The 17517-nt window shown below is 67.0% G+C and carries 17 protein-coding genes and 3 tRNA genes; 15 read left to right on the forward strand and 5 right to left on the reverse strand.

What is annotated here, in order from left to right; translation table 11 throughout:
- Positions 1 to 65: 65 nt before the first annotated feature.
- Positions 66 to 941, reverse strand: coding sequence for a 23S rRNA (guanosine(2251)-2'-O)-methyltransferase RlmB (gene rlmB / locus ACZ5XO_RS05550; protein ID WP_464164303.1), 876 nt, complete (start codon positions 939 to 941; stop codon positions 66 to 68).
- 147 nt (positions 942 to 1088) lie between these two features.
- Between rlmB and ACZ5XO_RS05555 the strand changes: the two genes are divergently transcribed.
- The 6 genes from ACZ5XO_RS05555 to ACZ5XO_RS05580 all read left to right on the forward strand — a co-directional run bounded on the left by ACZ5XO_RS05555 (position 1089) and on the right by ACZ5XO_RS05580 (position 6049).
- Positions 1089 to 1172: transfer RNA gene (locus ACZ5XO_RS05555), tRNA-Tyr, on the forward strand.
- Between the two features lie 94 nt (positions 1173 to 1266).
- Positions 1267 to 1340 (forward strand) — tRNA-Gly (locus ACZ5XO_RS05560).
- A gap of 60 nt (positions 1341 to 1400) precedes the next feature.
- Positions 1401 to 2591: an elongation factor Tu gene (gene tuf / locus ACZ5XO_RS05565; protein WP_464164304.1), complete on the forward strand. Its 1191-nt coding sequence runs from the start codon at positions 1401 to 1403 to the stop codon at positions 2589 to 2591.
- A gap of 272 nt (positions 2592 to 2863) precedes the next feature.
- A complete protein-coding gene (locus tag ACZ5XO_RS05570; RefSeq protein ID WP_464164305.1) occupies positions 2864 to 4435 on the forward strand; it encodes a PAS domain-containing hybrid sensor histidine kinase/response regulator in 1572 nt (523 codons plus the stop codon).
- Between the two features lie 16 nt (positions 4436 to 4451).
- Positions 4452 to 4634 (forward strand): hypothetical protein, encoded by a 183-nt coding sequence (locus ACZ5XO_RS05575; RefSeq protein ID WP_464164306.1) that lies wholly within the window; start codon positions 4452 to 4454, stop codon positions 4632 to 4634.
- 92 nt (positions 4635 to 4726) lie between these two features.
- Positions 4727 to 6049, forward strand: a complete 1323-nt coding sequence (locus ACZ5XO_RS05580; protein ID WP_464164307.1) for a hemolysin family protein — start codon at positions 4727 to 4729, stop codon at positions 6047 to 6049.
- Between the two features lie 293 nt (positions 6050 to 6342).
- Here ACZ5XO_RS05580 and ACZ5XO_RS05585 read toward each other — a convergent pair whose 3' ends face one another.
- Positions 6343 to 7989 carry an amino acid ABC transporter ATP-binding/permease protein gene (locus tag ACZ5XO_RS05585; RefSeq protein ID WP_464164308.1) on the reverse strand — a complete coding sequence of 549 codons (1647 nt, stop codon included), beginning with the start codon at positions 7987 to 7989 and terminating at the stop codon, positions 6343 to 6345.
- Positions 7990 to 8000: 11 nt separating this feature from the next.
- On the reverse strand, positions 8001 to 9629 hold the full coding sequence (gene cydD, locus ACZ5XO_RS05590) for a thiol reductant ABC exporter subunit CydD (RefSeq protein ID WP_464164309.1): 1629 nt from the start codon (positions 9627 to 9629) through the stop codon (positions 8001 to 8003).
- A gap of 219 nt (positions 9630 to 9848) precedes the next feature.
- On the opposite strand from cydD, the gene ACZ5XO_RS05595 reads away from it, so the two are divergent.
- From ACZ5XO_RS05595 to ACZ5XO_RS05610, 4 genes are all read left to right on the forward strand, one after another.
- Complete coding sequence (locus ACZ5XO_RS05595; protein WP_464164867.1) at positions 9849 to 11414, forward strand: cytochrome ubiquinol oxidase subunit I; 1566 nt, start codon at positions 9849 to 9851, stop codon at positions 11412 to 11414.
- Between the two features lie 25 nt (positions 11415 to 11439).
- Positions 11440 to 12588, forward strand: a complete 1149-nt coding sequence (cydB, locus tag ACZ5XO_RS05600) for a cytochrome d ubiquinol oxidase subunit II (RefSeq protein ID WP_464164310.1) — start codon at positions 11440 to 11442, stop codon at positions 12586 to 12588.
- Between the two features lie 22 nt (positions 12589 to 12610).
- Positions 12611 to 12730, forward strand: coding sequence for a cytochrome bd-I oxidase subunit CydX (gene cydX, locus ACZ5XO_RS05605; protein ID WP_024355286.1), 120 nt, complete (start codon positions 12611 to 12613; stop codon positions 12728 to 12730).
- A 171-nt stretch (positions 12731 to 12901) separates the two neighbouring features.
- The gene (locus ACZ5XO_RS05610; protein WP_464164311.1) at positions 12902 to 13555 is read left to right on the forward strand and encodes an OmpW/AlkL family protein; all 654 of its coding nucleotides are present in this window, start codon (positions 12902 to 12904) and stop codon (positions 13553 to 13555) included.
- Between the two features lie 96 nt (positions 13556 to 13651).
- On the opposite strand, the gene ACZ5XO_RS05615 is transcribed toward ACZ5XO_RS05610, so the two are convergent.
- Positions 13652 to 14395, reverse strand: a complete 744-nt coding sequence (locus ACZ5XO_RS05615; RefSeq protein WP_464164312.1) for a Crp/Fnr family transcriptional regulator — start codon at positions 14393 to 14395, stop codon at positions 13652 to 13654.
- A 66-nt stretch (positions 14396 to 14461) separates the two neighbouring features.
- Positions 14462 to 14848 (reverse strand): hypothetical protein, encoded by a 387-nt coding sequence (locus ACZ5XO_RS05620; RefSeq protein ID WP_464164313.1) that lies wholly within the window; start codon positions 14846 to 14848, stop codon positions 14462 to 14464.
- Positions 14849 to 14945: 97 nt separating this feature from the next.
- On the opposite strand from ACZ5XO_RS05620, the gene ACZ5XO_RS05625 reads away from it, so the two are divergent.
- The 5 genes from ACZ5XO_RS05625 to rplK all read left to right on the forward strand — a co-directional run bounded on the left by ACZ5XO_RS05625 (position 14946) and on the right by rplK (position 17516).
- Positions 14946 to 15479, forward strand: a complete 534-nt coding sequence (locus tag ACZ5XO_RS05625) for a pyridoxamine 5'-phosphate oxidase family protein (protein ID WP_464164314.1) — start codon at positions 14946 to 14948, stop codon at positions 15477 to 15479.
- 136 nt (positions 15480 to 15615) lie between these two features.
- Positions 15616 to 15691: transfer RNA gene (locus ACZ5XO_RS05630), tRNA-Trp, on the forward strand.
- A 70-nt stretch (positions 15692 to 15761) separates the two neighbouring features.
- Positions 15762 to 16061, forward strand: a complete 300-nt coding sequence (gene secE, locus ACZ5XO_RS05635) for a preprotein translocase subunit SecE (RefSeq protein WP_464164315.1) — start codon at positions 15762 to 15764, stop codon at positions 16059 to 16061.
- A 13-nt stretch (positions 16062 to 16074) separates the two neighbouring features.
- Entirely contained in the window at positions 16075 to 16650 is a 576-nt protein-coding gene (gene nusG, locus ACZ5XO_RS05640) for a transcription termination/antitermination protein NusG (protein ID WP_464164316.1), read from the forward strand.
- 434 nt (positions 16651 to 17084) lie between these two features.
- On the forward strand, positions 17085 to 17516 hold the full coding sequence (rplK, locus tag ACZ5XO_RS05645) for a 50S ribosomal protein L11 (protein WP_464164317.1): 432 nt from the start codon (positions 17085 to 17087) through the stop codon (positions 17514 to 17516).
- The last annotated feature ends 1 nt before the right edge of the window (position 17517 follow it).

Here is a 17517-nt window from a genome sequence, read left to right on the forward strand (position 1 = left end):
AGCGGCAAAGTCACGCTCCCGCCGACCCGTGTCCCATGAGAGGGGCGGCCGGCGGGAGGGATCAATCAGCCGGCGCGTTGCGCGCGCGCGGCTTCATAGAGGGCGATGGCCGCCGCGTTGGACACGTTCAGGCTTTCGAAGCCGCCGGGCATGGGGATCTTGGCAAGGACGTCGCAGTGTTCGGCCACCAGGCGGCGCACGCCGTCGCCTTCGGAGCCCATGACCAGGACGGTCGGGCGCGAATCGAGGGCTTCCTCCAGGGTCTGTTCGGCGGCGCCGTCCAGGGCCACGGCGCGCCAGCCCATATCGGCCAGCTTCTCCAGGGCGCGACTCAGATTCGTCACCCGGGCGCAGGGCAGGCGCTCGGTGGCGCCGACGGCGGCCTTGGCCAGGGCGCCGGCCAGGGCGGGCGAATGGCGATCCTGCACCACGATCCCCCTGGCCCCGAAGGCCAGGGCCGAGCGGAAGATGGCGCCGACGTTCTGGGTGTCGGTCAGCTGGTCCAGCATGACGATGACGCCCTGGGCGTCCTCGGCGATCTCTTCCAGCGAGACGCCTTCCAGCGGCTGGACCTTGAAGACCATGCCCTGGTGAACCGCACCGGCGGGCAGCATCCGGGCCAGGGCGGTCGAATCGATCACCTCGATTCGGTGGCCGTTCGCCAGATTTTCCCGTTCGATTTCAGCGGCGCGGTCCTCCGTGACCATCAAACGGCCCGTTCCGCGACGGGTCGGATTGGCCAGGGCGGCCAGAACCGGATGGCGGCCCCAGATAAAATTATCCGCATCGGCCTTTCCGCGCGGGGGTTTGGAGGCGGAATCTGCTCCGGAACGACCTGTCGGCGCAGCCGATCGACCCTTCTCCGGGCGGTTTTCTCCGCGCTTGTGGAAAGATTGTTTTTTACCGGGTTTCCGGTCGTTGCGTTCTGAAAATGACGACACTATAAGACGGCCTCCGATTTGGGCCCCAGGGCTTCGGGTCAGGCGCTTCCTCTACTGCAGGCGTCGCCGGACACGAAGGCTTTCGTGACGAAAATGATCGAAAGATCACGACGTTGCGTATCCAGACCGGTTTTGAAAACGCGCGCTGGGGGAATGTCCCGAGTGGCAAAGGGGGCGGACTGTAAATCCGCTGCGAAAGCTTCGAAGGTTCGAGTCCTTCTTCCCCCACCACGCGCGTTTCGAGGCCGAGAGGACGGAAACCCAGAAAAGGAATCGGGTGCGGAAACGCCAACCTCTCACGGGGTTGGGGCAACGCATTCTTCGCGCGGGTATAGCACAATGGTAGTGCAGCAGCCTTCCAAGCTGAGGATGTCGGTTCGATCCCGTCTACCCGCTCCAGATTTTTGAACTGAGCAGAAGCGCCCCTCCGCTTTGGACCCGGGCCACAGGAGTTTGGCCATGGCCAAGGAAAAGTTCGAACGCACGAAGCCGCACTGCAACATCGGCACGATCGGCCACGTTGACCACGGCAAGACGACGCTGACGGCTGCGATCACGATCACGCTGGCGAAGGCCGGCGGCGGCAAGGCGATGAACTACGCCGACATCGACGCTGCGCCGGAAGAAAAGGCCCGCGGCATCACGATCAACACGGCGCACGTGGAATACGAGACGGCCAACCGTCACTACGCGCACGTCGACTGCCCCGGCCACGCCGACTACGTGAAGAACATGATCACGGGCGCGGCTCAGATGGACGGCGCGATCCTGGTCTGCTCGGCCGCTGACGGCCCGATGCCGCAAACGCGCGAGCACATCCTGCTGTCGCGTCAGGTCGGCGTTCCGGCCCTGGTGGTCTTCCTGAACAAGGTCGACATGGTCGACGACGAAGAGCTGCTCGAGCTGGTCGAGATGGAAGTTCGTGAACTTCTGTCGTCCTACCAGTTCCCGGGCGACGACATCCCGGTCGTCAAGGGTTCGGCCCTGGCCGCCGTTGAAGGCCGCGACGCCGCCATCGGCGAAGAAGCCATCCTGAAGCTGATGCAGGCCGTGGACGACTACATCCCGCAGCCGGAACGTCCGGTCGACATGCCCTTCCTGATGCCGGTCGAAGACGTCTTCTCGATCTCGGGTCGTGGTACGGTCGTGACCGGTCGCGTCGAGCGTGGCATCGTCAAGGTCGGTGAAGAAGTCGAGATCGTCGGCATCCGTCCGGTCCAGAAGACGACCTGCACGGGCGTTGAAATGTTCCGCAAGCTGCTGGACCAGGGTCAGGCCGGCGACAACGTGGGCGTGCTGCTGCGCGGCACCAAGCGTGAAGACGTCGAGCGCGGCCAGGTGCTGTGCAAGCCGGGTTCGATCACCCCGCACACCAAGTTCGTGGCCGAGGCCTACATCCTGACCAAGGAAGAGGGCGGCCGTCACACGCCGTTCTTCACGAACTACCGTCCGCAGTTCTACTTCCGCACGACCGACGTGACCGGCATCGTGAAGCTGAAGGAAGGCGTCGAGATGATCATGCCCGGCGACAACGCCGAGCTGGACGTCGAACTGATCACCCCGATCGCCATGGAAGAGAAGCTGCGCTTCGCCATCCGTGAAGGCGGCCGCACCGTCGGCGCCGGCGTCGTGGCCAAGATCGTCGCCTAAGCGATGGATCCGGGTCCTGGGACCCGAACAGTAAGCGTACCGGCCTCAAGCAGCCCGAAAGGGCGGCAGGCCAAGCGTAAAGCGTACAGAGCGGCCCCCGGAGCGATCCGGGGGCCGTTTCTGCATGCGCCGCCATCCTGAAACAGGACCGGCGGCTGAGTTGACCTGGATCAAAACAGGTTCGAAATGCGGGATTAGTTCTTTAAAATCAGCGATATTAACGATCTGAGCGCGATGTCGGCCGCATGGCTTCCTTCATGAAAGGGATGCCCATGACCGAGATCGACTGGCCGCGGCGCGCGGGCCTGTCCGCCGCGCTGGATGAGGCGGCGATCGTGGCGATCACTGATCGGGCGGGCCAGATCCTGTACTGCAATCAGAAGTTCGTCGATGTCAGCGGCTACAGCCGCGAGGAGCTGGTCGGGCAGAACCACAGACTGGTCAATTCCGGCCATCACCCGCGCGACTTCTTTCGAACCCTCTATCGCACGGTCGCCGGAGGCGAGGTCTGGCGCGGCACGATCCAGAACCGCAAGAAGAATGGCGAGCTGTACTGGGTCGACACCACCATCGTGCCGAATCCTGGCGCGGACGGCCGCCCGGAGACCTACACCGCGATCCGCTTCGAGGTGTCCGACCATGTCCGGTCTCTGAAGGCCCTGGAGGTCGCTCAGGAAGAGACGCGGCAGGCGGCGCAGGTGCGCGACCGGTTTTTCGCCAATATCAGCCATGAGGTTCGCACGCCGCTGAACGCGGTGCTGGGGCTGGCCTCGGCTCTGGCGCACACGACCCTGACCGAGCGACAGGCGCAGATGCTGTCCCTGATCACCGGCGCGGGCGGCGCTCTGCGACGGGTGCTGGACGACATGCTGGACCTGTCGAAGATGCAGGCGGGACAGTTTCGCCTGGCGCCCGCGCCGTTCGACCTGCGCGCCGACATCGCCTCGGTCGTGGACATGCGGGCCGCGACGGCCGAACAGCGCGACGTGGCCCTGTCCGTCATGTTTTCCGACACGGCGAGAGGCCGGGTCGTGGGTGATGGCGGGCGCATCACCCAGATCGTATCCAACCTGGTCTCCAATGCGGTGAAGTTCACGCCGTCGGGCCGGATCGAGGTGAGGGTCGATCTGACCGCCGATACGGATGGCGATCATCTGCGGATCGAGGTGGAGGACACGGGGATCGGGTTCGATCCGGAAGCGGCCGCGCGGCTTTTTCAGCCCTTTGTCCAGGCTGACGACACGATTTCACGCGAGTTCGGCGGCACAGGCCTGGGCCTGTCGATCTGCCGGTCCCTGGCGGAACTGATGGGCGGTGAGATCTTCGCCCGGTCAAGGCCGGGAGAGGGCAGCCTGTTCACGGTGATCCTGCCGATCGAGCGGCTTGAAGACAGGTCAGAGACTTCGCTGACGGACGAGGCCGGACCGCCTTCCGAGGGGCTGAGGCTGCTTCTGGTCGAGGACAATCCGGCCAACCAGATGGTGGTCCGATGTCTGCTGGAGCCGCTCGGGTTCGACATCGTGATCGCCGACGACGGTCAGGCCGGTGTGGCGCGGTTCGACGAGGGCGGCTTTGATCTGATCCTGATGGATATGCAGATGCCGGTCATGGACGGTCTGACCGCCATTTCAATCATCAGGCGACATGAGCGTGAGCAGCGTGCGGGCCGCACCCCGATCGTCATGCTGACCGCCAATACGACCGAGGTGCATCATGAGCGTGCCATGCGGGCGGGAGCGGATGCTCTGGTCGCCAAGCCTGTCACCCTGGAAATCCTGCTCGACGGTCTGCGGCAGGGGATGACGGCCGCCGAAAGCGCGCCTCCGGACACGCTGGCGGCCTGAACGTCCGGGGAACCCGATGTCGCGCTCGACGTTGCTGCACGACGTTAAGAAACGGGTAACCATGATGCGGCGCGCGATCAGGCTGGGTTTGTTCATCGGGACCATTATCGGCATGACCGCATGCGCCGCGGCTCCGGGCGCGGACAGCCGTTCCTCGTCGGGCGTCTATGGCTCGATCGGCGCGGGTCGCACCTTCTAGCCAATCAAACGCTGGCGTAGCGGGGCGATCGGCCTTATTGTCGCCGCGCGGACGCCGGTTGTCGCGCCGCGCCGCGGGTCTTTCCCCTTTCGATGTTGACCATCGCTATCGCCGTCGTGCTGCTGCTTGTGGTGCTGAACGGCCTGTTCGCCATGACCGAGCTTGCGGTCGTTTCATCGCGTAAATCCAAGCTGCAAAGCCGCGCCGAGCGCGGGGACCGCGGAGCCCGGGCGGCCCTGAAGCTGTCCGAGGAGCCGACGCAGTTCCTGTCTGCGGTTCAGGTCGGCATCACCCTGATCGGCATTCTGGCGGGCGCCTATGGTCAGGCGAGCATCGCGGGAGAGCTGGACCGTATCCTGGAAACCAGCTTCCCGGCATTCGCGCCCTATTCCGAGATCGCCTCGACGGCCCTGGTGGTCGTGCTGATCACCTATGTCTCGCTGATCGTCGGCGAACTGGTGCCCAAGCGTCTGGCCCTGATCTTCCCCGAGACCATCGCCTCGAAGATGGCGGCGCCGATCTCGACCATGGCCCTGGTGATGAAGCCCTTCGTCCTGCTGCTGACGGCCTCGACCTCGGGCATCCTCAAGGTCCTGGGCGTCAAGGATCGCGACGGGTCGGACGTGACCCAGGAAGAGGTCGAGAGCATCCTGGCCGAGGGCACGTCCGCCGGCCTGATCGAACCCGAAGAACAGGTGATGATCGAGGAGATCCTGCGTCTGGGCGACCGCGCCGTGCGCGTGGCCATGACGCCGCGCCATGAGGTCTTCTGGATCGCCCTGGACGACCCCGAGGAGGTTGTGCGCGAGGAGATCCGCACCTGCCCCTATTCGCGGATCGTGGTGGCGCGCGAGAGCGACATCGATAATCCCCTGGGCGTGGTCCACAAGAAGGACCTGCTGGACGCCCTGCTGACCGACGGCGCCTACGACATCGAGAAGCTGGTGGCCGAACCGGCCTTCATCCCGCAGTCGACCTCGGTGCTGAAGGCGCTGGAGATTCTGAAGGGCTCAAAGGTCCACATGGCCTTCGTCGTTGATGAATACGGCGCCTTCGAAGGCGTGGTCACGGCGACCGACCTGCTGGAAATGATCGCGGGCGATTTCAACGAGAGCCACGACGAACAGGATCTGTCGATCCGCAAGCGCGAGGACGGGTCCTGGGCCGTGGACGGCCAGGCCGATCTGGACGAACTGGGCGACGAACTGGGCGAGGACTTCGGCGAGCACGAGAGCTTCCACACCGTCGCGGGTCTGGTGCTGCACCACCTGTCGCGTCTGCCCCACGAGGGCGAGGTCCTGCAGCTGGGCCGGTTCGAGGTCGAGGTGATCGACATGGATGATCGCCGGATCGACAAGCTGCTGTTCCGGGCGATCATTCCGGGGCAGGGGAACGGCCCGACCGACACGGATTGATCCGGCGACGAGGCATGGGCCGCAAAAGAAAAAGCGCACGTCCGCGACCGGACGTGCGCTTTTTTGCTGCCTGGTCCTGGGCCCTCAGCTCTTGGGCCGTCAGGTCTTGGTCCTGTCGCCCATGTTGCTCCACACCGAGGCGAAGCCGAGGGCGGCCATGAAGACGAGGAAGGCCGAGACAATGGCGGCGATGACGGGAACGACGTCTGCGGGCATGGGGTATCTCCTTTGATCCCAGCAAAGCCCTTTCCAGAGGAGCGCGCCTTGATGGAGATCAAAGGCATGTGGACGGCTCAGGCCGTCGCCTGGGCTTCCCTCAACGACATCTGAACGGCGCCGGACGCCGACAGGCCCGTCACGGCCAGGCGCTGGTCGCACAGGGCCAGCGGCGCGGGGCGGTGGCTGACCAGGACCAGGCCCTGGCCGGTTCGTTGCAGACGCGCGGCCAGGCGTTCCAGCACCCGCGCCTCGGTGACGGCGTCCAGACCTTCGGTCGGCTCGTCCAGCACCAGCCAGGGGGCGGGGCGCAGATAGGCGCGGGCCAGACCCAGACGCCGACGCTCGCCGCCCGACAGCCGCGCGCCGTTCTCGCCGAGGGGGGCGTTCAACCCAGCAGGGGCGGCGCGGACGCGGTCCGCCAGATCGGCGTCGTCTAGCGCGGCCCACAGGGCCTCGTCGTCGGCGCCCGGCAGGGCCAGCTTCAGGTTGTCGCGCACGCTGCCCGCCAGCAGTACGGCCTGTTGCGGCGCATAGGCGAACAGGGCGCGCGCGGCCTCGGGCGAGATGTCGGCGGCATCGACGCCGCCCAGGCTCGCCTCGCCCGGCTGGGGCGCGCGCAGGTGCATCCAGCGCTCGATCAGGGTGGTCTTGCCGGCCCCCGAAGGCCCTGTGATCGCCAGACGTTGCGGCGGGCTCAGCGTCAGCGCGGGGCAAGGCAGGGTGATGATCGGCGCGGTGACGGGCAGGCCGGCAGCCGAGCCGGCTTCCAGCAGTTCGCCCAGGCGCTCCACCGCCGCCTCGACCGCGCCGTTGTGACGGAAGGCCGTCAACAGGGCGCTCGCGCTCTCGACCGTGACGACAGCGGCGAGGATGGCCAGGGCGATCAGGGGCGCAGAGGCGGCTCCGGCCGTGGCCATCACCCCCGCGACAGCCAGGGCCATGGCGGCGGACTGGGTCAGCATGATCCAGCCGCCCGATGCGGTCAGACGTTCGGTCGCGCGCTCCAGCACCGCGCCGCGTTCCGCCAGTCGCTCCACGGCCCAGGGCTTGACGCCATAGGCCTGAAGCTCCGGCGCGGCGGCGGCGAAGGCGGCGAAATCCGTCTTGAGATCGCCCGATGCGGCCTGGACCGCGCGTCCGGCGGGTTCGGCCAGCCAGCGGCCGACCAGGGCGGCGCCCAGGACGCCGAGAGCGCTGGCGGCGGCGATGGCCAGGGCCGTCGTCCAGCCCGTCAGCAGGGCCAGCCCCAGGCCCGCGAGCAGGCCGGCGGAGGCGCCCCAGGGCGCGGACAGGCGCACGAAGCGGTTCTGGATGGCGTCCACGTCCTGCACCATCCGCGACGACGCTTCACCGCCCGCAAGACCCAGGGCGCGGGTCGCGGGGCCGCGAGCGACGGCTTCGAACAGTTGCGGGCGCAAGGCGCCCAGGGCCTTGAGCGCCGCGTCATGGCCGGTGACGCGCTCGGCGTAGCGCGAGCCTGTGCGGACGATGGCGAAGAAACGGATCAGGGCGCTGGGCACCATGAAGTTGAAGCTGTGCGCCACGGCGGCTCCCGCCATCCCGGCCAGGGCCGAGGCGGTGATGAACCAGCCGGACACCCCCAGCAGCAACACGGCGGCGGCCGATACCAGGGCGGCGGTCACGGCGGCGGTCAGCAGGCGCGCGCCTTGCTGACGCTCCTGGGCCCGGATCAGGGCCTTGAGGCGGGCGACGCCGGTCATCTCGGGGGCGCTCACAGCCGCACCACGGCGTCGGCCAGTTCGGCGACGGCCTCGGAATGGGTGGCGATCAGGGTGGTGCGGCCTTCGGCGGCGGCGCGGATGACGGGCAGCAGGGCGGCCTCGGACGCGGCGTCCAGATTGGCGGTCGGCTCGTCCAGCAACAGGATGGGCGCGGGCTTGAGGAAGGCGCGCGCCAGGCCCAGCCGCCGTCGCTCGCCGCCGGACAGACCGCCGCCGCGCTCGTCGATGATGCGGTTCAGGTCGCCGGTGAAGCCCGCGCGGGCGGCGGCCTCCATGAGGCGCGACGACGGCGCGGCGCGCCAGGCCAGGGCGATGTTCTCGGCCAGGGATCCGGGCACGACGACCGGCGCCTGACCGGCGAAGGCGACCCAGGCGGTCAGGTCGGGATGATCCGACAGTCGCACGTCGCCGACCTCGATCTCGCCTTCGGTCAGGGGAGACAGGCCGAGGAAGAGGTGCAACAGGCTGCTCTTGCCCGAACCGCTGGCGCCCAGCAGGGCCACTGTGGCGCCGGGCGCGACGTTCAGATTGAAACCGGTCAGGGCCGGCGCGCCCACCTCATAGGCGATGGCGACGTCGCGGAAGGCGACGGCCGGAGCGCTGGCGGGAACCGACGGGCGCGTCGCTACGGGGGCTGCGTCCTCGGTCAAGGCTCTCAGGCTGGGCACGGCGGCCTCGGCGGCCTGACGGTCGTGATAGGCGGCGGCCAGGCGGCGCATCGGCGCATAGACCTCGGGCGCCAGGGCCAGCAGGAAGAAGGCGCGGGTCAGGCTGAGTTGCTCGGGCGCCGGGAAGGGCAGCAGCTTCAGCAGGTTGAAGCCGCAATAGACGGCGACCAGGGCCACGGCCAGCGCCGAGAAGAACTCCAGAATCGCCGAGGACAGGAAGGCGATCTTCAGCACCTTGCCCGTGCGGCGGGCCAGGTCGTTCGAGGCGCGGGCGATCACCGCCGTCTGCTGCGTCTCGGCCTGGAAGGCCAGGATGGCGGGCAGGGCGCGAATGCGGTCGAGGAAGAGGCCGGACAGCCGTTCCAGCGCCTGGAACTGACGCCGGCTCTCGGCCCCCGCCGCCATGCCGGTCAGGGCCATGCCGATGACGAAGGGCGCCAACGTGAACAGGAAGATGCCGGCGGTGAAGGGACTGACCACGGCGGCGACGGCGATCAGCAGCAGGGGCGTGACGGCGGCGGCCATGCGGGCGGGTGTGAAGCGCGAGACATGGCCGTCCAGCGCCTCGACCCCCTCGACGGTTGCGGTCATGGTCTCGGCGTCCGACAGACGGCCCGAAAAGGCGCCGTTCAGGGTCTGGCGGCGCAGGTCGCCCTTGACGGCGCGGGCGGCGCGGGCGGCTGTCATGGTCGCGACCTGGGTCAGGACGCCGCGCGCCAGCAGGGAGACGATCGCCAGGGCGGCGCCGGGCAGGGCGTGGCTGAACCCTTGCGGCAGGGCTCCGACGGCCAGACCCAGACCCGCCGCGAAGCCGACGGCCGGAACCGCGTCGGCGATCACCAGTCCGCTGGCCAGGGCCATGATCCGCTTGCGGGGGGCAAGCGCCGTCTTCAGCCACTGGGCCGGAGCCGGGGCCGGGGCGGCGTCTGCATCGATGGGCTGGGCCGTCATCGTCTCTCCATGCTCCGTCCGCGCGAACAGACACAAGCCAGCGCGAAGGCGCATTGGGCGAATCGTCCTTGTGACGAAACAGCCTTGGGCGAAACGCCGTCTAGAGCGAGTCGTCCCGTCTGGGCTTTGATCAGGATCAAGGCGCGCCCAAGAGCGTTGCCTTAGGTTATAGTAGAACGCCGGTCGATGGGGGCTGGCGGTCAGGAGCCTGAGCCCATGATCGACCTGGCGGTCGTAGACCTTTCACGCCTTCAGTTCGCACTGACGGCGCTATACCACTTTCTGTTCGTGCCCCTCACACTGGGCCTCTCCTTCATGCTGGTCATCATGGAGAGCATCTATGTGATGACGCGGCGGCCCATCTGGCGGACCATCACCCGCTTCTGGGGCACGCTGTTCGGCATCAACTTCGTTCTGGGCGTGGCCACGGGCCTGACCATGGAATTCCAGTTCGGCATGAACTGGTCCTACTACTCCCACTATGTCGGCGACATCTTCGGCGCCCCGCTGGCCATCGAGGGCCTGATGGCCTTCTTCATGGAAGCGACCTTCGTCGGCCTGATGTTCTTCGGCTGGGACAAGCTGAAGCCGCACGCCCACCTGTTCGTCACCTTCATGGTCGCTCTGGGCACCAACCTGTCGGCCCTGTGGATCCTGGCCGCCAACGGCTGGATGCAGAACCCGGTCGGCGCCGCCTTCAATCCCGACACCATGCGGATGGAAGTCACCGACTTCATGGCGGTGATCTTCAACCCGGTGGCCCAGGCCAAGTTCGTTCACACCGTCTCGGCCGGCTATGTCTGCGCCGCCGTGGTCGTCCTGGGCATCTCGGCCTTCTATCTGCTGAAGGGCAAGCATGTCGGCTTCGCCAAGCGGTCGATGACCGTGGCCGCCGCCTTCGGCCTGCTGTCGTCGCTGTCCGTCGTCGTCCTGGGCGATGAGTCCGGCTACGCCCTGACCGACAACCAGAAGATGAAGCTGGCCGCCCTGGAAGCCATGTGGCGCACCGAGCCGGCGCCCGCCGGTCTGACCGCCTTCGGCCTGCCCAGCCTGGAAGACCGCCACACCCATTTCGAGGTCAAGATCCCCTACGTCCTGGGCCTGATCTCGACCCGCAGCATCGACAAGCCGGTGATCGGCATTCTTGAACTGGTCGCCGTGGCCGAGGACCGCATCGAGCGCGGCGTCGTCGCCTATGACGCCCTGGAGAAGGTCAAGGCCGACCACACCGACATGGCCGCCCGCGCCCAGTTCGAGAGCGTGCGCAACGACCTGGGCTACGGCCTGCTGCTGAAACGCTATGTCGCCGATCCGCGTCAGGCCACGCCCGAGCAGATCAAGCAGGCCGCCTGGGACACCGTGCCCAATGTGCCGCTGATGTTCTGGGTCTTCCGCATCATGGCCGGGATCGGCTTCCTGATGATCGGTCTGTTCGCCACCGCCTTCGTCCTGTGCACCCTGCGCAAGCATGAAACGAAGTGGTTCCTGCGTCTGGCCGTCCTGGCCATTCCCCTGCCGTGGATCGCCATCGAGTCCGGCTGGCTTCTGGCCGAGGTGGGTCGTCAGCCCTGGGCCGTGGAGGGCGTCCTGCCGACCTTCCTCGGCGCCTCGAGCCTCAGCGTGCCGCAACTGTGGACCACGATCATCTGCTTCACCCTGCTCTACGGAGCCCTGGCCGTGGTCGAGGTCGGTTTGATCCTGCGCGCGATCAAGAAGGGGCCGTTCGCCGAACAGGAAGCCCGCGAAGCCGAAGCCAGCACGGAAGGCGAGCCGGCGGTCGCCTGACCCCGGTCGTTGAAGGAAAAGAGAGATGGAACTTCCCCTCGACTACACCACCCTCCGCCTGATCTGGTGGGGACTGCTGGGCGTGCTGCTGATCGGCTTCGCCCTGACGGACGGCTTCGACATGGGCGTCGGCGCCCTGCTGCCCTTCGTCGCGAAAACGGATGAAGAACGCCGCATGGTGATCAACACCATCGGCGCGACCTGGGAAGGCAACCAGGTCTGGTTCATCGTCGGCGGGGCCGCGATCTTCGCCGCCTGGCCGCAGGTCTACGCCGTCAGCTTCTCGGGCTTCTACCTGGCCATGTTCCTGGTCCTGTCGGCCCTGATCCTGCGGCCCGTGTCGTTCAAGTATCGCTCCAAGCGGCCCGAGGCGCGCTGGCGCTCCATGTGGGACTGGGGCCTGTTCGTCGGCAGCTTCGTCCCGGCCCTGGTGTTCGGCGTGGCGGTCGGCAACGTCCTGATGGGCGCGCCCTTCCGTCTGGATAGCGATCTGCGCAGCTTCTACGAAGGCAGTCTGCTGGGACTGTTCACCCCCTTCACCCTGGTCTGCGGCCTGCTGTCCGTCTCCATGCTGGTGCTGCACGGCGCGGCCTGGCTGTCGGTCAAGGGCGAGGAAGGCGTGGTGCTGAAACGCGCCCGCGCCATCGGCACCGTCGCTGGTCTGGCCAGCCTGGTCCTGTTCGCGATCGGCGGCGCCATGGTGGCCTTCGGCGACATGGGCTTCCGCATCACCGGCGCGGTCGATACGGGCGGCGTGTCCAACCCGCTGCGCACGGCGGTCGAGGCCGCGCCTGGCGCCTGGCTGGACAACTACGGTCGCTATCCGTGGATGATCATCGCCCCGGTCCTGGGCTTCGCCGGCGCCGTGATCGGCCTGCTGGGCATGTGGCGCAAGTCGGCGGCCATGGCCTTCGGCGGCTCCTCGGCCTCGGCGGTGGGGATCATCTCGACGGTCGGCCTGTCGATGTTCCCCTTCATCCTGCCCAGCTCGATCAACGCCCAGTCCAGCCTGACGGTCTGGAACGCCTCGTCCAGCCACACGACCCTGTTCATCATGCTGATCGTGACGGTCGTCTTCATGCCGATCGTCCTGTTCTACACCGCCTGGGTCTACAAGGTGCTGTGGGGCCGCTCGAGCACGGCGGCGCTGAAGACCAACCCCGACCTCTACTGATCCCGCGAAAGGAGATCATCTCATGTGGTATTTCGCCTGGATCCTGGGCCTCGGCCTGGCGGTGGCCTTCGGCGTTCTGAACGGCCTCTGGCACGAGTTCCGCCTGTTCGACGAAGGGGACGAGGGTCACTCCGAGCCCTGACCTTTTCTGTCAACGAAATCAGCCTCTCCGGCCTCGGTCGGAGAGGCTTTTTTGTGCGCATTTCCAGAGGCTTGCGCTGGATCAAGGCGCGTCGGCGGCGGGCGTGGGACTGTGCTTTCGACATCGAAGCCGGGCCTCCTCTGATCCGGCGATTGTCGGGGATTGACACCGATGAAGACCGCCGCCGCCCTTCTGGCCGCCGCCAGCGTTCTGACCCTGGCGGGCGCCGCCTCGGCCCAGAACGCCGCGCCCGAACCCGTCGGCAAGGGTTCGCTGATCGTCACCGCCCGCATGACCGGCGTCCTGCCGCAGGCCGACGACGCCATCGTCACCGCCGCGGGCGCCGACAGCGGCCTGAAGGTCGATGTGGGCGACGACTGGATGCCGACCCTGGGCTTCACCTACTTCGTCGCCGACCACTGGGCCGTCGAGGCCATCCTGGGCGCCACCCGGCGTGAGGTCCGCGCCAAAGGCGGGGCGACCGATGTGGCGGTGCACGAAACCTGGGTCCTGCCGCCGGTGGTGACCCTGCAATACCGCCCGACGCCGAATGCGACGATCAGCCCTTATGTCGGCGCCGGCGTCAGCTACATGGCCTTCTTCGAGGGTAAGGATAAGAACGGCTTCGAGGTCGATCTGGACAACGGTTTCGGCGTGGCCCTGCAGGCCGGGGCCGACTGGAACCTGTCGGGGCCGTGGACCCTGAACCTCGACGCCAAGAAGATCTGGTTCGACACGGACGCCAGGATCAACGGCGGCGCGCTGAAGAGCAGCGTCAGTCTGGATCCGTGGGTCGTGTCGGTGGGCGTCGGCCGGAAGTTCTAGGACTTCCGCGTCGATGCGGGGCGGGGGTGCGGGACGTCAGCCCGCGCCCCCTTCGCCCGTTTGCTTTCAGGCGACGCCTTCGATCATCCTTTCGGCTCAGGCGGCGCCTTCGCCCAGCGCCTTCAACGCCTCGGGATCGGGCAGGGCCACCTCATTGTTCGGCAGCAGCTGGATCAGGCCCGAGGTCTTGAACTGGGTGAAGACCCGACTGACCGTCTCGATGGTCAGGCCCAGGTAGTCGGCGATGTCGAGGCGGGTCATGGGCAGGTGGACGCGGCCCTCGGCGCCGCCCAGTTGCACCTGCCGCGCCGACAGACGGGTCAGGAAGCTGGCGATGCGCTCACGCGCCGTCTTGCGGCCCAGCAGGACGATCTGTTCCTGCGCCGCCATCAGCTCGTCGCCCGCCATGGCCACCAGACGGTGCTCCAGCGCGGGCAGGGCGTTCAGCAACTGATCGAAGTCGCCGCGCCGGAAGCGGCAGGCGCTGAGCGGCGTCAGGGCCTCGGCCGTGAAGCTGGACGGACCGCGTCCGCCCAACCCCAGAAAGTCGCCCTGGAACAGGAAACCGGTGATCTGGCGACGCCCGTCGGGCAGCAGGCGATACAGTTTCACCGCGCCCTCGACGACGTTGAAGACGAAGGGGTTGGGGTCGCCCTCATGGAACAGGGCCTGTCCCGGCTGTGCGGACACTGTCTCGCTGGCGCAGGCCATGCTCTGCAGCTCGTGGCCCTTCAGGTCGGCGCACACGCCCAGCGGCCGCGCCCCGCAGGTCGCGCAGGGGTGGACGTCCTCCAGACGGACTTCCGAGGTTTCGGCCAGGGCGGCGTTGCAGGCGGTCATGGTCGGCTCCAGCATTGCGCTGCAGCCTAGCTGAACGCGGATCGCTTTCGAAGTGGGCAGGCTGTCCTAGGCGGCGTCTTCGGCGTAGCGCAGCTTGGCGCCTAATCGGTGCGCCAGGGCGGTCAGCTCGACGGCCAGGCTTTGCCGCACCAGAGGCCGCACGCCCATTTCCCGCACCACGAAGGGACCGGCCCACAGGGTCTCGCCGTATTCCAGATCCGGCTGTCGCCACCAGCTGACGAAGCCCAGCACCCCGCCGCGCTGGCTGCGGGCGCTCAGAATGCCGCGGCTGTCCGGCGCCGCGCGCCAGTCGCGCAGGAAAGTCCGCCACTGATCGGCGCCCAGATCGGGTCGCCACATCCGGGCCAGGGCGAACTCGGCCGGGGCCTCCGCCTCGGTCAGGGGAACGACATCCAGGCGCGGCGCGTCTGGCATGAGGCGGGACTGGATCATGCGGCCATTTCACGCGCCGGGGACCAGGCCGCCTTGATCTGTGTCAAGGTGAACCCGGCAAGCTCGCCGCAGGTTCTCAAGCCAAGGAGTTCCGATGATGACCACAGCCGCATCCAGCGTGATCCCCATCCACGGCGCGGCGGTGGCCGCGATCCTGAAGCTGCTGGACGGCCAGAGGCTGATGACCCTGGCGACCAATCGCGCCGACGGGCGGCCTCAGGCCAGCACCCTGGGCTATCTCAACGACGGGCTGAACCTCTATTTCGTCACGGCGCGCAACAGCGAGAAGCTGCGCAACATCACGGCCGACCCGCGCGTGGGCGTCGCCATACGCGGCGTGGTGGGGGAAGGGGAGGCGGTCGGCGTCTCTATCGACGGCCAAGCCGAGGAAGTGACAGACGGCGACGAGGTCCAGCGCCTGAACGATCTGATCATCAAGCGCTCGCCGGAAATCAGTCCCTGGGCGCCCGGCGCCGACTCGGTGGCGGTGGTGAAGGTGATTCCCGATCAGGTCGAGGCCGTGGCTGTGATCGACGGCCGCAGCCGCGCCCAGACCTTCTCGATCGGCGATCCCGACCGTGTCGTGCACGGCGTCAGCTACGAGCCCAGCGCCGTGGCGCGGCTGTTCTGAACAAAGCTGCGCATCTATCGGCGGTTATCGCGAAACGCCCCTTGAAATGCCCTCGGCCCTCAGGCATATGCGCCCCTCTGGCGAGGTTAGCGCCGTCGAGCTTGCTCACGGCGCATTGATCTTTGTCCGGGACACTAGGAGTGTAGCTCAGCTGGTAGAGCATCGGTCTCCAAAACCGAGGGTCGTGGGTTCGAGTCCCTCCGCTCCTGCCATTCCCCCTGTCGCAGTCGCTTGGGAGTTCCCATGTGAGGCGACAGGTTCCAGAGGTTGAAGAGACGTCATATGGCCAAGGCGAAGACCCCCGGCGGTCGCCGCACCGTGGGAAACCAGACCGCAGCCGCCGCATCCGGCGCCGCCACGGTCGCCGTTGACGCGCCTGCACCCAAGAAGAAGACGTCGCCTGCCCAGTTCTTCAGCCAGGTTCGCGCTGAAGCCCGCAAGATCGTCTGGCCCAGCCGCAAGGAGACCTGGATCACCTCGGTGATGGTCTTCATCATGGTGCTGATCGCTGCGGCCTTCTTCTGGATCGTCGATACGGGGCTGGGCTTCGCGTCCCGCCTCATTCTCGGCCTCGGCCAATAAAGGAGACGCGCACATGAGCGATGCAGCGCCCAAGCCGGCGGCCAATCCCCGCCACAAATGGTATATCGTCAACGCCTACTCGAACTTCGAAAAGAAGGTCGCGGAACAACTGCGCGAGCAGGCGAAGCAGCAAGGCCTTGAAGACGCCTTCTCCGAAATCCTGGTTCCGACCGAGGAAGTCGTCGAGATCCGTCGCGGCCGCAAGGTGAACTCGGAACGCAAATTCTTCCCCGGCTACGTGCTGGTGAAGATGGAGATGACCGACAACGCCTACCACCTGGTCAAGAACACGCCGAAGGTCACGGGCTTCCTGGGCGCCGCGGGCGGCACCAAGCCCCTGCCGGTCTCGGAACGTGAAGTCCAGAACATCATCGGCGCCGTGGAAGAGGGCGTCGAGCGTCCGAAGCCCACGATCCGCTTCGACATCGGCGAGACCGTCAAGGTCACCGACGGTCCGTTCGCCAGCTTCGACGGCCAGGTCGAGAGCGTCGACGAAGAGAACGCCCGCCTGCGCGTGGCCGTGTCGATCTTCGGTCGTCCGACCCCGGTGGATCTGGAATACAATCAGGTCGAGAAGACCGCGGGCTGATCGGCCTGCCATTCTAGCCTTTGCAGCGGCGGCCCTCCGGGCCGCCGTTTTGCGTTCGGCGGCGACGTCTGGGCCTGCGCCTCGCGCATAATCCCGGGCGCCAACGCTAAGGAAAGCTTGGGATTGAGAGATTCCACGGCCCGTCTTCCAGCCTGGTTCGCGGACCGGCCTAGACTGCGACCGTTTGGCTTCGCGTTGCGGCTCAGCAGGAAGATTTCAGACGATTCAGACGAATTGGACTCTGTTTTTCCCTTTCCCACCAGGAGAGGGGCGGCAACTGCCCCCATTTGCCTTCTCGGCCGGGTCCTGATACACGCGCGCCTTCGCTGGACGGCCCTCGAGTCGCCCGGCGGCAAATCCGTGGGAGGCAGCCATGCCAGACCACGGCTCACCGGCCCCTTCGTCTCTGTCGGGGTCATCCATAGGAGAGACCAATGGCCAAGAAGATTCTCGGCTATATCAAACTGCAAGTTGCGGCCGGTTCGGCCACGCCTTCGCCCCCGATCGGCCCGGCGCTGGGTCAGCGCGGCGTCAACATCATGGGCTTCTGCAAGGAGTTCAACGCGCGCACCGAGAAGGTCGCCAAGGGCACCCCGCTGCCGACCGTCATCACGGTCTATCAGGACAAGTCCTTCACCTTCATCACCAAGACCCCGCCGGCCACCTACTACCTGAAGCAGGCCGCCGGCATTAAGTCGGGCGCCAAGCTCGTCGGTCGCGAGATCGCCGGCAAGGTCACGCAGGCGCAAGTCCGCGAGATCGCTGAAGCGAAGATGAAAGACCTGAACGCCAACGACATCGACGCTGCCATGCGCATCATCGAAGGCTCGGCTCGCGCGATCGGCATCCAAGTGGTGGAGGGCTAAT

The organism is Brevundimonas sp. T2-11 (genome assembly GCF_055397675.1).